The organism is Shinella sp. WSD5-1 (assembly GCF_963942435.1).
GTDB lineage: Bacteria > Pseudomonadota > Alphaproteobacteria > Rhizobiales > Rhizobiaceae > Shinella > Shinella yambaruensis.
On the sequence record NZ_OZ012597.1, the window covers coordinates 130,043 to 144,509 of the forward strand.

Sequence of the window (14,467 nt, forward strand, 5' to 3'; positions counted from 1 at the left end):
CCCGTCACTCCTGCTTGATGCGCGGATCGATCGCGGCATAGATCAGATCGACGGCGGTGTTGATGACGAGGAACCACAGCACGATGACGAGGATCGTGCCCTGCACCACGGGAATGTCGCGGATCGCCACGCTGTCGACCAGCAGGGAGCCGATGCCGGGCCAGGCGAACAGCTTCTCGATGACGACGGCCTGGCCGATCAGCGAGCCGAACTGCAGGCCGACCGTGGTGACGATCAGCACCAAGGCGTTCCGCGCCACATGCCAGCGCACGACCTTCGCCTCGCTCATGCCCTTGGAATGGGCGGTGCGGATGAAATCGGCGTTGAGCACATCGAGCACGCCCGCCCGCGTGGTGCGCGCAAGAAGCGCCAGCGGCGTGACGCCGAGGGTGACGGCGGGCAGGATGAGGTTGCGGAACGAGCCGTCGCCATAGCCGAAGCTCGGCAGCCAGTTCAGTTGCAGGGCGAAGAGATACATCATCAGGAGGCCCAGCCAGAACTGCGGCATGGACAGGCCCGAGACCGCGCCGATCATCGTCACCGTGTCGAGCACGGAGCCCGGCCGGAGCGCCGCGAGGAAGCCGAGCGGCACGCCGACGACGAGGGCGAAGACCATGGCGGCGATGGCGAGTTGCAGCGAGGCCCACATGCGGTCGTTGATGAGGTCGATCACTGGCTGGCGCGTGCGGAAACTGGTGCCGAGGTCGAACTGCGCAAGATCCGTGACATACGTCGTGAAGCGCTCGATCAGCGGCTTGTTGAGGCCGAACTCCTCGTTGAGGCGGGCGGTCATCTGCGGATCGGCGGCGCGCTTGCCATCGGCGAAGAGGCTGGCGGCGAAGGTTCCGGGCACGACGGAGAAGATGACGAAGATCAGCAGCGCCACCACGACGACCGTCGGAATGATCTGGAAGATGCGGCGCAGGGTGAAGCGAAGCATGAGCGGTTCCGTTTTGGCCGCCCGGACGGGCGCGACAATCGATGCGGGGGCGACATCGATGCCGCCCCCGAACCCCTCAAGGCTTATTTGCGCGAATCCGGCGCGGTCTCGTCGATCCAGATCTCGTCATAGGGCTGGACCGCCAGTTCCGTCGCGTTGGGAACGAGGCCGTGGATCCACGGCTGGTAGGCCATGACTGCCTTGTTGTAGTTGAAGAACCAGACGGGCGCGTCGTCCTGCACGATGTTGTTGGCCTGGCGCAGGAGGTCGTTCTGCTTGGCGGGGTCCCGCTCCTGCTGGGCCGCGTCATAGAGCTTGTCGAACTCGGCGCTCGCATAGCTCGTATAGTTGCAGGCCGATTGCGCCGTCTTGGAGTGGTAGCAGCGCAGCGCATTCAGCGGGTCGGGACCGGAGAGATTCGACCAGATGAAGGCCTGGAAGTTGTTGGTCGTCACCGCCTCGCCGAGCGCCGAGCTTTCCACCGGCTTCGGCTTCACGGTGATGCCCACCTTCTGCAGCATCGGCAGGATGGCCTCGACGATCGGCACGCCCCAGCTTTCGTTCGGGCTCGCCGTTACCTCGAATTCGAAGCCGTCGGCATAACCCGCTTCCGCCAGCAGGGCCTTGGCCTTTTCCGGATCGAAGGCATAGGCCGGCTTGTCCTTGTCGAAGGCCGGCGAGGAGATCGGCAGCCAGCCGGAAGCCGGATAGGCCTTGTTCTTGACGAGGCGCTCGATGATCAGCGGTGCGTTGATGGCATGGTTGATCGCCTGGCGCACCCGCTTGTCCTTGAAGGGCTCGAAGGCCGGGTTGAAGCCGATGTTGCGGGTATAGACCTCGGCGACCTCCAGCAGTTGCCCCTTCAGCGCGTCCTCGCCCTGATAGGCCTGGTACTGCGTGGGGCCGAGGATGGAGACGTCGATCTCCTTGTTGCGGAAGGCAACGTCGCGCGCGGCATCCTCGGCCATCAGCACGATGTTGATGCGGTCGAGATAGGGCTTGCCCTCCTCGTAATACTTGTCGAACTTCTCGACGACGATCTGCGAGCCCGGAACATGCTCCTTGAAGGTGAAGGCGCCGAGGCCGACGGGGGACTTGCCGAAGCTCGATTCGTCCTCGACATTCGACGGATAGATGACCGTCGTGTTCTGCATCAGCGGGAAACCGGGATTGATCGGGCCGGTATAGGTGATCTCCAGCGTGTTGTCGTCGATCTTCTTCAGGCCGGAAATCTCCTCGGCCTTGCCGGCGATATAGTCGTCCGCACCCTTGATATTGGCGATGAAACTCGCCCCCGGGAAGGCATTCTTCGGATTGGCGATGCGCTTGTAGCTGTAGATGAAGTCATCCGCCGTCAGCGGCTTGCCGTTGTGGAAGACGGCATTCTTGCGCAGGTGATAGGTATGGACCGTGCCGTCCTCGGAAACATCCTCGGAATCCGCCAGTTCCAGCACCGGCTTGTTCTGGATCGAGTCCCAGCTGTAGAGCGCGCGGTGGATCGCCTGGGTGATGAACTCTTCCTGCGTGTTGGGGCTCGCCTGCACGTCGAGCGTGGCGAAGCTCGATCCGTAGGGTGCGGTGAAGACGAGCGTCCCGCCCTGGCGTTCGCCCGCGGCGAGCGCCCCGGAAGCCACGCCGAGGCTGAGCATTGCGGCCAGTGTCAGTGTCTTGAGCATGTCGTTCTCCCTCTCGTGCCGTTTTCGGCATCGTTTCAGTTCAGTCCGGCAGGCGTTTACCGCGCATCATGCACGACACGGCCTGCAAGCAGGGTCAGCAGGCAGCGCGTGCCTGAGAGAATGGTTTTCGGCTCCGCGGCGAGAAGATCGTTGTCGAAGACCGCGATATCCGCCCATTGGCCGGGTATGAGCCGGCCCTTTACGCCCTCGGCCTTCTGGGAATAGGCGCCGTGTTCCGTATAGGCCTGCAGCGCCTCCTCCGGGCTCAGCCGCTCGGACGCGTCCATCACCGTGCCCTTGCCGGTCTGGCGCGTGATCATCGCGTGAAGGTTCGGGAAGGGATCGGGCGAGCAGACCGGCGAATCCGAACCGGTCGAGGGGTTGAGGCCCATGCGCATCCAGGTGCCGATCGGATAGGACGGCTTGCCGCGCGCCTCGCCGAGCACGGAAATGTAGCTGTCGCCGAAATCGTGGATGAAGGCCATCTGCGGCGCGGGCAGGATGCCGGCGGCCTGCATGCGCGCATGCTGTTCTGGCGTGGAGAAGCCGCAATGCTCGATGCGGTGGCGGCGGTCGGGATCCGGGTTGGCGGCGAGCGCCTTCTCATAGGCCGTGATCAGCTGTTCGATCGCCCCGTCGCCGATGGCATGGCAGACCATCTGGTAGCCGCGATCGTGGCAATCGCGAACGACCGCCTCGACCGTCTCGTCCGGCAGCATCTGCACGCCGATATTGTCGGGTTCGCCCTCATAGGGCTTCGTCATCCAGGCGGTGCGCCCGCCGGCCGAGCCGTCGAGGAAGACCTTCACGCCGCCGACGCGCAGCATGTCGTCGCCGGCACCCGACAGCAGCCCGGCGCGCCAGGCGTCCTCGACGATGGACACGCCGGGATCGCCGAGCAGCGTCAGCCAGACGCGCACCGGCAGGCGGCCGGACAGTTTTGCCATCTCATAGGCCTGGATCTCGGCGAACCCGGCGACATGGCCGACCGCCGCATCCATGCAGCTGGTGATGCCGAAGGAAAGCAGATGCCGGCCGGCCCGCTCGATGCCGTCGATCAGCTCCTCGGTGGTCGCCGGCGGCATGACGGCCTTGACGAGGTTCTGGGCGTTCTCCGCGAGAAAGCCGTTGAGCTTCCCGTCGGTGATGCCGATCACGCCACCATCGGGCACCGGCGTCGCCTCGCTGATGCCGGCAAGCTCCAGCGCGCGGGAATTGGCGATGGAGACATGGCCGCAGGCGCGCGTCAGCAGGACCGGGTGATCGGGCGCGGCGCGGTCGAGATCGTCCCGCGTCGGGTGGCGGCCGGTGTCGAGCTTGACCTGGTCATAGCCGCGGGCGCGCACCCAGCCGCCCTCCGGCGTCGAAGCCGCGCGCTCGGCAATGCCCTTCATCAGGGTTGCAAGCGTCGGCGCGGCTGCGGGCGTCGCATCGACGAAGCCCATGGCGATGCCGGTCGCGATGAGATGCAGGTGGTTGTCGATGAGGCCGGGCGTCGCAAAACGGCCCTCGAGGTCGATCACTTCGGTCGCCGCCCCCTTCAGGCTCAGCATGTCGGCCGTGCTGCCGGTTGCCAGAACCTTGCCCTGCCAAATGGCCAGGGCCTCGCAGATGCCTTCCTCCCGCCCCCGCCAGATGCGGCCATTGATGAGGACAAGATCGGCTTCAATTCCGAATGCCATGCACAGCTCCCCCTGTCGGCACCGGCGAACCAGCGCCCATTTCCTCCACGCGCAAACTGAAAGGTTGCGGCGGGCTTGGCCAATTCGCTTTTGGCACGATCCTATGCGAAATCGGCATACCCATTTCGATTGAATGACTTATGATCGCCTTCGCCGCACAGAAGGCACCGGGGGACGCGCAAATGGAGATCAAGTGGCTGGAGGACTTCGTGACGCTGGCCGACACGTCCAGCTTTTCGCGCGCCGCCGACTTGCGCAATGTCACCCAGCCGGCCTTCAGCCGCCGGATCAAGCAGCTGGAAGGCTGGCTCGGCGCCACGCTGATCAGCCGCGCCACCATGCCGGCCGAATTGACGCCCGCGGGCCGCAGTTTCCTGCCCGTCGCGCAGGAGGCGATCCGCACCTTCTATGCGGCGCGGGAAGCGCTGCGCCCTGCGCATGAGCCTGGCCTCATCCGCTTTGCCGCCCTGCACACGCTGACGGTCACCTTCTTCCCGCGCTGGCTAAAGACACTGGAAGGCGCGGGGGGCGCCTTCAGCACCTCGCTCATCCCCGATCGCGGCGGCATCGAGGCCAATCTCGACGCGCTGGTCGGCGACGAGGCGGATTTCTTCCTCACCTATGCCCATCCGGAGGTGCCGTTCCATCTCGACCGCGGGCAGTTCGCCTCGCTGACGGTCGGGCGCGACCGGTTGATGCCGCTGGTATCGGCGGAGATCGCGATTTCGGGCCAGCTGCAGCCCGGACGCAATCTCCTCGACCGCGCCGTCGCGCAGCCGCGGCTCGCCATTCCCTATCTCAGCTACGGCTTCAATTCGTTCTTCGGCGTCGCCCTGTCGCGCCTCCTCCTGCGCCGCCCGCCCTTCCGCCGGCGCACGACGCATGAAAACACCATCAGCGCCGGGCTGATGAACATGGCGGTGACGGGCGCGGGCGTCTGCTGGCTACCGGAGAGCCTGGCGCGCGAGGAGATGGAGGCGGGCCGCCTCGTGCCGGCCTCCGTGGACGAGGGCTGGAACCTCGACCTCGAAGTCCGCCTCTACCGCCATGCGGCGAGCCGGACCGGCAAGGTCGAGGATTTCTGGCGCACGGCGCGGCAGCTTCTCGAACGCGGGCCGCCGGACATCAGACCTTCAGGAAGAGCAGCGCCCTGAGGATTTCGGAGAAATCCCTGTGCTCGAAGGCGACGGCGCGGGGACCATGCGCCTTCGCACCTGGATACCATGCGGCCCTGTAGGCCTCGGTCGGCGTGCTGAACTCGATCACCACTTCGTAGTGATCCGCCTTTGCGGGCAGCGCCTGCGCGAAGTCGCCCGACAGCGCCGCCGCCACGCCTTCGCGGATAAGGCGGCGCGACCAGGCCGGCGAGATGGATGTCGAGGCGCGGCCCCGGCCATCCAGCGTTTCCACCGTCGCAAGGCCGGGCACCATGGCCCGCGCCTCCGCGCAGATGCCCACGTCCCCGGCGAGGAAGACGGACGGTACGCCGTAGCCGGCCGCGCAGAGCGCGTTGAAGGTGAACTCGGACGCCACCTCGCCGTTCATCAGGAGCCGCGAGATGCGCAGGTTGGAGGTGTGCGCGAGCGGATTGCCCTCCGTGCCGGCCTTGGAATGGTAGCCCGTATAGATCGCGGCGGCAAAGCCGGCGTCGATGCCGAACATCATCTCGTCCGGATGGCCGGACCAGCCGCGCACGATGCGGGCGTAGTCGGGCAGGCGGTCGAGGATGAGGTTGCGGCCGCTGTCATGGGCATCCTTGATCACCACTTCCGTGGCGCCGGCGGCGCGCGCGCCTTCGCAGGCGGCGACAACCTCGCCCGTCATCAGCGCGCGGAATTCGGCCCAGTCCGGGTGGGTGCGCTCCGCCTCGTTCCAATGGGCGATGCCGGCCGTGCCTTCGATGTCGGCGGAGATGAAGACTTTCATGGGGCGGAGCTCTCTTTCAGCCAGTCCGTGAGGGCGGGATAGATGCGGCCGCTGCGCCCCGGCATGGCGGAGGCCACGCAGAGCGCGTTCAGCACCGCCTCCTGCGTGGTTTCCGCGGCAGCGCGGAAGGCGACGTCGATATAGCTGTCGGACAGCCGCTGCTGCATGGCGACGGGCGCCGCCGGATCGTGCTCCACCGGATCGGCCGTGGTGAAACAGAGGACGACATCGCCGCTGCCATGGCCCCAGAAGGCGCCAAGCCTTGCAAGCCCCGCGCCGCCGCGCCGGGCGACGCGCTGCAATTGCCGGTCCCCCAGCGGCAGGTCCGTCGCCATGACGACGATGACCGAGCCGCGCTCGGGGCTTGCCGGCACCCGCGGATCGGGCCGGCGGCCGTCCGGCAGGACGAGATCGCCCGCCGCGCCGAAATTGGCGAGCACCAGCGTACCGAGCGTGAAGTCGCGCTTGCCGATGCGCATCAGCCGCGAGGCGGTGCCGATGCCGGCCTTGAAGCCGAAGGCGGTCATGCCGGATCCGGCACCGACCGCGCCCTGTTCGACCGGCCCCGGCCGCGCCGCATCGAGGGCCGCCTCTGCATCCGCGGGCGTCACGCCGAGCGCTTGGATATCGTTGATGCTGCCGTCGTTGCATTCGCAGACCAGCGCGTTGACCGTCGAGGTCTTGCGGCCGATCGCCGGATTGGCGGCGATGGCGCGGCGGATCAGCGCCTCGGTGCAGGCGGCGACGCCGAACGTGTTGGTGAGCAGGATCGGCGTCTCGATCGTGCCGAGCTCGGCCACCTGCATCAGCCCGGCCGACTTGCCGAAACCGTTGACGACCTCGACCGCCGCCCGCGGCTTGACGCGGAAGAGATCGCCGGGATGCGGCACGATGGCCGTCACGCCGGTGAAGAGGCCTTCGCCGCGCAGCGAGCGATGGCCGACGGCGACCCCGGGAACATCGGTGATGGCATTGCCCGGCCCCGGCTCCAGCCGCCCCTCAGGGATCAGGCCCAGTTCACGCGCCGTCTTCATGTCCGCCCCTCCCGGCCTTCCAATCCTTGAAAGGATGACCTTTTTCCGAGCGAGCCGCCTCGTCGGAAATGCTCTGGATTCCTGCTTTTACCGCATTATCCGACGCCGAAGCGACTTCGCTTCGGCGGGAAATGCTCTAGACCGAAACGCCGGCCGCTTCCAGATAGAGCTCCTGCAGCGCCCGCGTCCGCGGCCCTGGTTTTCCGTCGCCGATCACCCGGTCGCCGATGCGCACGACGGGCGTGACCAGGCTGGAAGCGGAGGTCTGGAAGGCCTCTGCCGCGCCCTGCGCCTCCTCGGGCGTGAAGGCGCGCTCCTCGATGTGCAGGCCGTCGGCGGCACAGAGCCGCGCAAGGGCGCGCTGGGTGCAGCCCGGCAGCGTGGCCTGCGAGGCGGCGCGGGTGAGGATGCGGCCATCGGCGGTGATGAGGTGGGCGGTCGAGGAGGCCCCCTCCGTCACCAGCCCGTCCTCCACCAGCCAGACATCGTCGAAACCGCGGGCGCGCGCCGCCTGCTTGGCCATCACCTGGCCGAGCAGCATGGCGGTCTTGATGTCGCGCCGCTGCCAGCGCGGATCGGCGGCAAGGTCGACCGAAATGCCGTTCTGCTGCGCCTTGGTGCCGGTGAGGGTCTTGGCCTGCGTGAAGCCGACGAGCCGCGGCGCCAGCGTGGCGGGGTAGAAGAAGTCGCGGTCCGCCTCGCCGCGCGAGACCTGCAGATAGACCGTGCCGTCCTGCAGGGCGTTGCGGGTTATCAGCTCCGTCTGGACGGCCACGATGTCCGGCCGGCCGAGCGTCAGGGGAATATCCAGCTCCTTCAGCGAACGTTCGAGCCGGGCGAGATGCAGGTCGTTGTCGATCATCCGCCCGGCGATCACCGCCGTCACCTCGTAGACGGCATCGCCGAACAGGAAGCCGCGATCGAACAGCCCGATCCTGGCCTCCTCCTCCGGCACGAATTGACCGTGGACGTAGACGATCCTGCCCATCTGTTCCCCTTGCTGCGCCTGTGGCTCTTCGCGCCGAACATTGGTGCGACTTGCCGCGGCTGACCAATTCAATTTGGGCAGCATCCTATGCAAAAATCGCCTGAGCCATTGTTTCGCAATGACTTAGGTATTGTCACGTGCATCGGGCATAGCGGATTCCTCGGGCCAGCCAGCAGCCGAGCGTCAGGCCGGTGATGTGTCCGGCCGCATCGCGCTCGGCCAACAGCGTCCAGTCCCCCGGAGCGGGCGCGTCCATCGAGCGGCGCGTCACGACGATCCAGATATCGGGCCCGGCCGGCTGGACGATCTCGGGCCGGCCCGTGCCGAGGAAACCCTCCGCCCAGAGATAGGTCCCCCCGTCGCGGCATTCGATGACGATATCCGCCTCCAGCTCGGCGGAGCGGTAGCGGCCCGCAAGGCGCCTGTCTCCGAACGCCGGCACCGGGGCGACCGGCGCCAGCCTCTCGGCGTAATTTTCCTGCGCGCGCTGCATCAGGAGGTCCTCGCCCGCGCGGGCGACCGTGACGGACGAGGAGGCAAGGCCGCCGTCCTCCGTCTGCGAAAGGCTTTCCGGCGACGTGCCGAACCGCAGGGTCGCCGCGTCGAGGCCCGGCTCCAGCCGCGCGAGAAGACCGGTCTCGCGGCTCATCCACTGCCCGCCCCAGCGCTCGTCGAGCGGCTGGGGGACGGGGTGCGGCAGGCCGAGCGCGGTGCGCAGCAGCCGGTGCGCCGCCCCATGCGCATCGCCGTGATGGTTGAACATCACCACGACCGAGAGCCGCGCTTCGGCCGAATGGGCCCGGTAGGCCCGGAAGCCGCGCAGGGCGCCGCTATGGCCGGTGAAGGCGACATCGCCGACGCGCGAATGCTGCAGGCCGAAGCCATAGGCGGCGACCGTACCGTCACGGAAGATCTGCGGCACCGCGATCTGCCGGTAGAGGCTGTCCGGATCCCCGCGCGTGGCATCGATCCAGCGCTCATAGGCGATCATGTCGTCGAGCGAGGCGGAAATGCCGGCATCGCCCCGCCAGTAGATGCCGTTGTCCGCCGGCAGATAGCCGGTGGCGTCGCTGCCCTCGTAGCCCACCACGCCGTCCTCCGGCTGGCGGGTATCGGCGGTCAGCACCGCGCCGGTCATGCCGGCCGGCTCCCAGATGTGTCGCGCATAGAGCGCCTCGAGCGTTTCGCCGGAGAACTCCTCGAGAAGATCGGAGACGAGGCGGAAATTGCCGTTGCTGTAGGAATAGCGCGTGCCGGGCGCAAAGTGCCCGCTGCGCATGCGCTTGAACACCGCTGCCGCGTCATCGCGCGAAAAGGTCTGCTCGGCCCTGGCGCCGTGCAGCACGGTCAGTGCCCAGTAGTCGCGCAGGCCCGACTGGTTGTTGCAGAGGTCCCGCACGCGCGGCAGCGGGCCTTCGAAACTCGGCAGGTGCGCGGCAAGCCGGCCATCGAGTGCCTCCGGCGCGCCACAGGCGGCGAGCATGGCCGCGCAGGTGAACTGCTTGGAGACCGAGCAGATCGGCAGCCGCGTCCCCGCCGTCATGGCCCGAGGCGTGTCGAGATCGGAGAACCCCCAGGCACGAAGGGCGACGACCCGCCCTTCGCTGACCACGCCGGCGACGCCGCCCGGCCCGGGGAACCGCACGGGAAGCGCATCCATCTCCGCTTCGAGCCGCTTGCCGTCGATCATGCCCTGCCTGCCTTCCGTCCTTGCCCCGCCGGCATCTGCCCTGCGGGGATCGCTGCGAATCTCACCGGCGGCCATTGTTGCCATCCGTGGTCGCTTCGCAACTCGGCAAATCTGGCCGGCAAGGCATGCGCCGGTCAGTCGATGCCGTTTGCCCGTTGCAGCTCGCGCACATAGGCGATGACGTTCCGGAGGTCGGCCCGCGTCATCGCCGGCTGGGGCGGCATGTCGCCGAATGTCCAGTGATGCGCGCGCACACCGTTGGCGACGGCCACCGCGAAGGCTTGGTCGCCGTGGTGCGAGGGCTCGTAGATCTCATGCACCAGCGGCGGCCCGGCCTCGGTTCCCGCGGCATTGGCGCCGTGGCAGGCGGCACAGACGGCGTTGAACGCCTTCTCCCCCATCTTCGCCGCCTCCGAGAGGGTGGCGGGAACGGTGACCGCGACCATGGAACCTTTGCCGGTCGCTGCTCCGGTCGCCGGCGCCTCCGCGCCCCGACGCGCCCAGAGGGCGACGGCGGCAATGCCCGCCGCGACGATGGCGATGACGGCAATCTTCCCCTTGTTCATGCTGCCGGCCGACGCCGGCTTTTCCGGTGCGCCGAGCGCAGTCTTCGAATGCCCGGGCTGTTGATCGTTTCGTGTCATGGTTCCTGTCCTGATAGGAAGCCGGTCGCAGCGATCGCGCCCGGCAAGGAGCGGTTTCCAGAAAGGGCCGCGGGACAGGCGGGGCGGCCACCGGGCCGCCTCGCCTGCAATCCATGCCGCCTTCACGCCTCGACCCGGAACTCGGTCATCATGCCGGTCGCAAGATGCGGCATGTGATGGCAATGCAGCATCCAGCGGGCGGCCTCCCCCGCATCCAGCGCCACCGCGACCATGGACATCGGCGGCACGTAGACCGTGTCGCGCCGCGCGCCGGCAAAGCGGCGGGCATTGATCCCGACCACCTGGAAGGCATGGCCGTGCAGGTGCATCGGATGGCCCATCACCGACATGTTGTGGAAGGCGAGTTCCACCCGCTCGCCGCTTTTTGCGGCGATGGGGCGATGCTTGCCCCAGACCGCCCCGTCGATGGTCCAGGCATAGGGCTGCATCGCGCCGCCCAGCATGATCATGTGGCGGCGCTCCACCGGCCTTTCGGGCAAGGCGTCGATGCCGACAAGGGTCGCCTCCTGCGCAAGGTCGGTATCGAAGGCCGGCGCTGCCCTCTCGGTGAGGGTGTCGAGCCTGGCGACCGCCGCACCGGGCGTGGCAAGGACGATGCCGGTCCGCTCGCGCGCGCCCTCGCGAAGGGCGAGCACCGGCCATGCGCCGCCCTCGTTCGGCAGGTCGATCTCGATGTCGAGGCGCTGCCCCATGGCGACCCCGAAACGGGAACCCGCAAGCGGGCGCACCGGGTGTCCGTCCACCGCGACGAGCTGCCCTTCCACCGTGCCGGTATCGATCCAGAAGACCGTCGCGGCGGCGGCATTGATGATACGCAGCCGGACCCGCCCGCCGCGCTCGACCGGCACGACCTCGGGATCAGAGAGCGTGCGGTCATTGGCGAGATAGGCATCCCAATCGTAGTCGTTGAGGTCCATGGCCATGCCGCCCATGGTCCCCATGTCCATCGGCATCGCCATCGATCCCGCGGTTCCGGCGCCGGCATGCATGCCGCCGTGGCCCATGCCCTGCATCGTGCCGGAAGCTGTGGCGCCGTGTCCGCCGGTGATCTCCGCCAGCACCTCTTCCGGCGCCTTGAAGGAGAAATCATGCAGGAAGAGCACAACCTCCTGCCGGTCGGCGGCGACGTCCTCCGGCCGGCGCACGATCAGCGGGGCGGCAAGCAGTTGCATTTCCTGGATGGGAACGTGGCTGTGCATCCAGTGCGTGCCGGAAAGCGGGACGAAATCGAAGCTGCGCGTCTCGCCGGGCGCAAGCAGCGGCTGCGGCAGGTCGGGCACGCCGTCCTGCGCGTTCGGCGGGATCTGGCCGTGCCAGTGCACGATGGTCGGAACGGGCAGGTCGTTGTCGAGGGTCACCCGGAAGCGCTGGCCGGGATCGAGCACGAGGCCTTGCCCGCCTGGGCCGGCAAGGCCGAAGACGGTGGCGGCGCGGCCGTCGATATCGAGCGTGCGGCGCGTGGCGGCAAGCCGCAGCGGCGCGGCCGCCTGGCCGAAGGCGCGGACGGGGAACTGGGTTGCAGCGAGCGTCGCTGCGCCGGCGGCCAGGAAGCCGCGTCGGGAAAAGGATCTCATGGCATCACCTCGGGACGGACGTCCCGCTCAAAAAATCTGGAGGAATACGGCAGGCGCGGCCTGCCGCGGCTTCAGAGGCGATGCGCTATGGGAGGCCGGTCGTTAAGGGCCGGCGGGGTCGAGACAAGGGCGGCGTCGGGATGGCGGGTATAGGTTTCACGCGGCATGGCGAGGCCTGCGGACAGCCGCCCCGCCGGCAGGAACACGCCGACACCCGTGCAGACGAGATCGCACAGGCCGGGATCCATCGTGCAGGTCCCGTGGTCGCTACAGGACGCCTTTGCCATGGAAGCATGCTCCATCGGCTGCATGCGGCCGGCCAGTTCCGTCGAGACGATCATGCCGGTCTCGTGCGCCGCGGCCGTGAAGGACACGACCGCGAACAGACACGCCGAAACGACAAGCATCAGGAACCGCAGCATGGAGCGAAAGTAGGAGCCCGGCCCGGCTTTGTCCATCGGCAAGGCCATGGGCAAAGTGCCGCGCGGCCTCCGATCCGGCCACGGCGATGGATTTACAGGCAAAAGGCCTTTAATCCTCGCAGGCGACGGCCCGAGGCCGTGCGTTCCGACAGCCGCGCCTTGCCGCTCGTCCGGATCGAGAATGGACCTATCGAGGCCAGGGCAGGGAGTGCGCAGATGCTCGTCGGAATTACGATCTTGCTTGTTTTCCAGTTGATCGGCGAAGTGACCGCCTATTTTCTCGGCGGCTTCGTGCCGGGGCCGGTCATCGGCATGGCGATGATCGCCGTGGTCCTCACGCTGACCGGCGGCAAACCGCTCCTCGAATCCGCCCACCGGCAGACGCTCGACACCTCCAGGGCGATCCTCGCCAATCTCGGCATCCTCTTCGTGCCGGCCGGGGTCGGCATCATCCAGCACCTCGACCTCATCCGCGACCGCGGCCTGGCGCTGCTCGCCATCGTGCTGCTCTCGACCGTCATCACGCTCGCCGTCACCGTCTGGGTCTTCATCCTGGTGAAGCGGCTTTCCGGAGGCTATGCCGATGACTGACGGGCTCTGGGTCTATCTCGCCACCTCGCCCCTGCTCTGGCTCGCCGCCACGCTGGCCGTCTGGCTGGCCGCCACCGGCCTTGCCGGGCTCAGCCCGGGAAATCCCCTGCTGAACCCGATCCTCTTCTCCATCGCCGCGATCGCGACCGTGCTCTGCGTCGGCGGGATCGACTACGCCGCCTATTTCGAGGGCGCGCAGTTCATCCACTTCCTGCTGGGCCCGGCGACCGTGGCGCTCGGCATCCCGCTCTACGAGAAACTGTCGCTGGTGAAGAGCAACCTCCTGCCGCTGCTCGCCGCCCTCTTCGTCGGTAGCCTCACGGCGGTCGGCTCGACTGTATTCTTCAGCCGGCTGTTCGGCTTCACGCCCGAGGTCGTCGCCTCGCTCGCCCCGAAATCCACGACCGCGGCGGTCGCCATGGCCATTTCGTCGGGCCTTGCGGGTGACCCGGCCCTCACCGCGGCCGTCGTCGTCCTCACCGGCATCTGCGGCGCGATCGTCGTGACGCCGATGATGAACGCCATGCGCATCAAGGACTACAGCGCGCGCGGCTTTGCCGTGGGCCTCGCCTCGCACGGCATCGGCACGGCGCGCGCCTATTCCGTGGATCCGGTCGCAGGCCTGTTTTCGGGAATCGCGATGGGGCTGAACGCGGTGCTCACGTCGCTCATCGTGCATCTCTTCCTGTGACCGCTCACGCGATGGCGATGATCTCGATCTCCTGCTCGCCGACGGTCACGAGATCGCCGACGGCCTTGCCCATGAGAATGCGGGCCACCGGCGCCACATAGGAGATCGAGCCGGCCTTGGGGTCGGCTTCGTCCTCGCCGACGATGCGATAGGTCTGCACCCGCCCGTCGTCGCGGCTGAAGGTGACGGTGCTGCCGAAGGAAACGACATCGTTCGAAGCCGGGGCGGCAACAAGCTCGGCGGTGCGGACCCTCTCGGCGAGATAACGCAGATCCCGCCCGGGGCCGGCCGCCTGCCGCCGGCGCTCGTTGACGTCCTCGATGGCATTCGCCGCCGCATAGGCCTCGCGGGCCTCCTGAAGCTGCGCCTCCAGCGCCTTCAGCCCGGCCTCCGTGACGAGGTTCGGGTGCGGGGAAATCGCCCGTTCGGGCAGCAGGGTTTCCGCTGCCGTCTCGGCGCTTTCTTCCTTCATGAAGGCAACGCTCACGCTCGAACTCCATTCCTGGCGCGGCGGGCCCATGGCCCGCGGGAACGGTAACCGTATCCCATCGCGAAAGGACGGGTCAATTCCTCGGCGGCGGAGCGCCG

General features: G+C 67.7%; 14 protein-coding genes. 3 read left to right on the forward strand and 11 right to left on the reverse strand.

All coding sequences use genetic code 11. From position 1 onward, the window contains the following. Nucleotides 1-4 precede the first annotated feature (4 nt). The 3 genes from AABQ55_RS23780 to AABQ55_RS23790 all read right to left on the reverse strand — a co-directional run bounded on the left by AABQ55_RS23780 (nt 5) and on the right by AABQ55_RS23790 (nt 4,298). Nucleotides 5-940: an ABC transporter permease gene (locus AABQ55_RS23780; RefSeq protein WP_272807716.1), complete on the reverse strand. Its 936-nt coding sequence runs from the start codon at nt 938-940 to the stop codon at nt 5-7. A gap of 83 nt (nt 941-1,023) precedes the next feature. After that, complete coding sequence (locus AABQ55_RS23785) at nt 1,024-2,616, reverse strand: ABC transporter substrate-binding protein (protein WP_272807715.1); 1,593 nt, start codon at nt 2,614-2,616, stop codon at nt 1,024-1,026. Between the two features lie 56 nt (nt 2,617-2,672). Continuing rightward, complete coding sequence (locus tag AABQ55_RS23790; protein WP_272807714.1) at nt 2,673-4,298, reverse strand: amidohydrolase; 1,626 nt, start codon at nt 4,296-4,298, stop codon at nt 2,673-2,675. A 182-nt stretch (nt 4,299-4,480) separates the two neighbouring features. Here AABQ55_RS23790 and AABQ55_RS23795 point away from each other — a divergent pair, with 182 nt between their 5' ends. After that, nucleotides 4,481-5,452, forward strand: coding sequence for a LysR family transcriptional regulator (locus tag AABQ55_RS23795; protein ID WP_272807713.1), 972 nt, complete (start codon nt 4,481-4,483; stop codon nt 5,450-5,452). Here AABQ55_RS23795 and AABQ55_RS23800 read toward each other — a convergent pair. The 7 genes from AABQ55_RS23800 to AABQ55_RS23830 all read right to left on the reverse strand — a co-directional run bounded on the left by AABQ55_RS23800 (nt 5,424) and on the right by AABQ55_RS23830 (nt 12,645). Beyond that, the gene (locus tag AABQ55_RS23800) at nt 5,424-6,224 is read right to left on the reverse strand and encodes a M55 family metallopeptidase (protein ID WP_272807712.1); all 801 of its coding nucleotides are present in this window, start codon (nt 6,222-6,224) and stop codon (nt 5,424-5,426) included. The two genes, AABQ55_RS23795 and AABQ55_RS23800, sit on opposite strands and share 29 nt — an antisense overlap. Then, nucleotides 6,221-7,258, reverse strand: a complete 1,038-nt coding sequence (locus tag AABQ55_RS23805; protein WP_272807711.1) for a DmpA family aminopeptidase — start codon at nt 7,256-7,258, stop codon at nt 6,221-6,223. The genes AABQ55_RS23800 and AABQ55_RS23805 overlap by 4 nt, the downstream gene beginning before the upstream one ends. 136 nt (nt 7,259-7,394) lie before the next feature. Next, the gene (locus tag AABQ55_RS23810; protein WP_272807710.1) at nt 7,395-8,246 is read right to left on the reverse strand and encodes a D-amino-acid transaminase; all 852 of its coding nucleotides are present in this window, start codon (nt 8,244-8,246) and stop codon (nt 7,395-7,397) included. Nucleotides 8,247-8,379: 133 nt separating this feature from the next. Further along, nucleotides 8,380-9,936, reverse strand: a complete 1,557-nt coding sequence (locus AABQ55_RS23815; RefSeq protein WP_338341920.1) for a D-aminopeptidase — start codon at nt 9,934-9,936, stop codon at nt 8,380-8,382. A gap of 134 nt (nt 9,937-10,070) precedes the next feature. After that, a complete protein-coding gene (locus AABQ55_RS23820) occupies nt 10,071-10,580 on the reverse strand; it encodes a c-type cytochrome (RefSeq protein ID WP_272807708.1) in 510 nt (169 codons plus the stop codon). A gap of 122 nt (nt 10,581-10,702) precedes the next feature. Then, entirely contained in the window at nt 10,703-12,175 is a 1,473-nt protein-coding gene (locus AABQ55_RS23825; protein WP_272807707.1) for a multicopper oxidase family protein, read from the reverse strand. A gap of 71 nt (nt 12,176-12,246) precedes the next feature. Beyond that, nucleotides 12,247-12,645, reverse strand: coding sequence for a hypothetical protein (locus AABQ55_RS23830; protein WP_272807706.1), 399 nt, complete (start codon nt 12,643-12,645; stop codon nt 12,247-12,249). 168 nt (nt 12,646-12,813) lie between these two features. Between AABQ55_RS23830 and AABQ55_RS23835 the strand changes: the two genes are divergently transcribed. Next, nucleotides 12,814-13,188, forward strand: coding sequence for a CidA/LrgA family protein (locus AABQ55_RS23835; RefSeq protein ID WP_244766345.1), 375 nt, complete (start codon nt 12,814-12,816; stop codon nt 13,186-13,188). Next, a complete protein-coding gene (locus tag AABQ55_RS23840; protein ID WP_272807705.1) occupies nt 13,181-13,879 on the forward strand; it encodes an LrgB family protein in 699 nt (232 codons plus the stop codon). The genes AABQ55_RS23835 and AABQ55_RS23840 overlap by 8 nt, the downstream gene beginning before the upstream one ends. Nucleotides 13,880-13,883: 4 nt before the next feature. On the opposite strand, the gene greA is transcribed toward AABQ55_RS23840, so the two are convergent. After that, nucleotides 13,884-14,366, reverse strand: a complete 483-nt coding sequence (gene greA, locus AABQ55_RS23845) for a transcription elongation factor GreA (protein WP_272807704.1) — start codon at nt 14,364-14,366, stop codon at nt 13,884-13,886. Nucleotides 14,367-14,467: the final 101 nt, after the last annotated feature.

Coding starts and splice junctions, on each gene's coding strand:
- AABQ55_RS23780 (WP_272807716.1), bottom strand. CDS start 940: ATGCTTCGCTTCACCCTGCGCCGCATCTTCCAGATCATTCCGACGGTC.
- AABQ55_RS23785 (WP_272807715.1), bottom strand. CDS start 2,616: ATGCTCAAGACACTGACACTGGCCGCAATGCTCAGCCTCGGCGTGGCT.
- AABQ55_RS23790 (WP_272807714.1), bottom strand. CDS start 4,298: ATGGCATTCGGAATTGAAGCCGATCTTGTCCTCATCAATGGCCGCATC.
- AABQ55_RS23795 (WP_272807713.1), top strand. CDS start 4,481: ATGGAGATCAAGTGGCTGGAGGACTTCGTGACGCTGGCCGACACGTCC.
- AABQ55_RS23800 (WP_272807712.1), bottom strand. CDS start 6,224: ATGAAAGTCTTCATCTCCGCCGACATCGAAGGCACGGCCGGCATCGCC.
- AABQ55_RS23805 (WP_272807711.1), bottom strand. CDS start 7,258: ATGAAGACGGCGCGTGAACTGGGCCTGATCCCTGAGGGGCGGCTGGAG.
- AABQ55_RS23810 (WP_272807710.1), bottom strand. CDS start 8,246: ATGGGCAGGATCGTCTACGTCCACGGTCAATTCGTGCCGGAGGAGGAG.
- AABQ55_RS23815 (WP_338341920.1), bottom strand. CDS start 9,936: ATGATCGACGGCAAGCGGCTCGAAGCGGAGATGGATGCGCTTCCCGTG.
- AABQ55_RS23820 (WP_272807708.1), bottom strand. CDS start 10,580: ATGACACGAAACGATCAACAGCCCGGGCATTCGAAGACTGCGCTCGGC.
- AABQ55_RS23825 (WP_272807707.1), bottom strand. CDS start 12,175: ATGAGATCCTTTTCCCGACGCGGCTTCCTGGCCGCCGGCGCAGCGACG.
- AABQ55_RS23830 (WP_272807706.1), bottom strand. CDS start 12,645: ATGGCCTTGCCGATGGACAAAGCCGGGCCGGGCTCCTACTTTCGCTCC.
- AABQ55_RS23835 (WP_244766345.1), top strand. CDS start 12,814: ATGCTCGTCGGAATTACGATCTTGCTTGTTTTCCAGTTGATCGGCGAA.
- AABQ55_RS23840 (WP_272807705.1), top strand. CDS start 13,181: ATGACTGACGGGCTCTGGGTCTATCTCGCCACCTCGCCCCTGCTCTGG.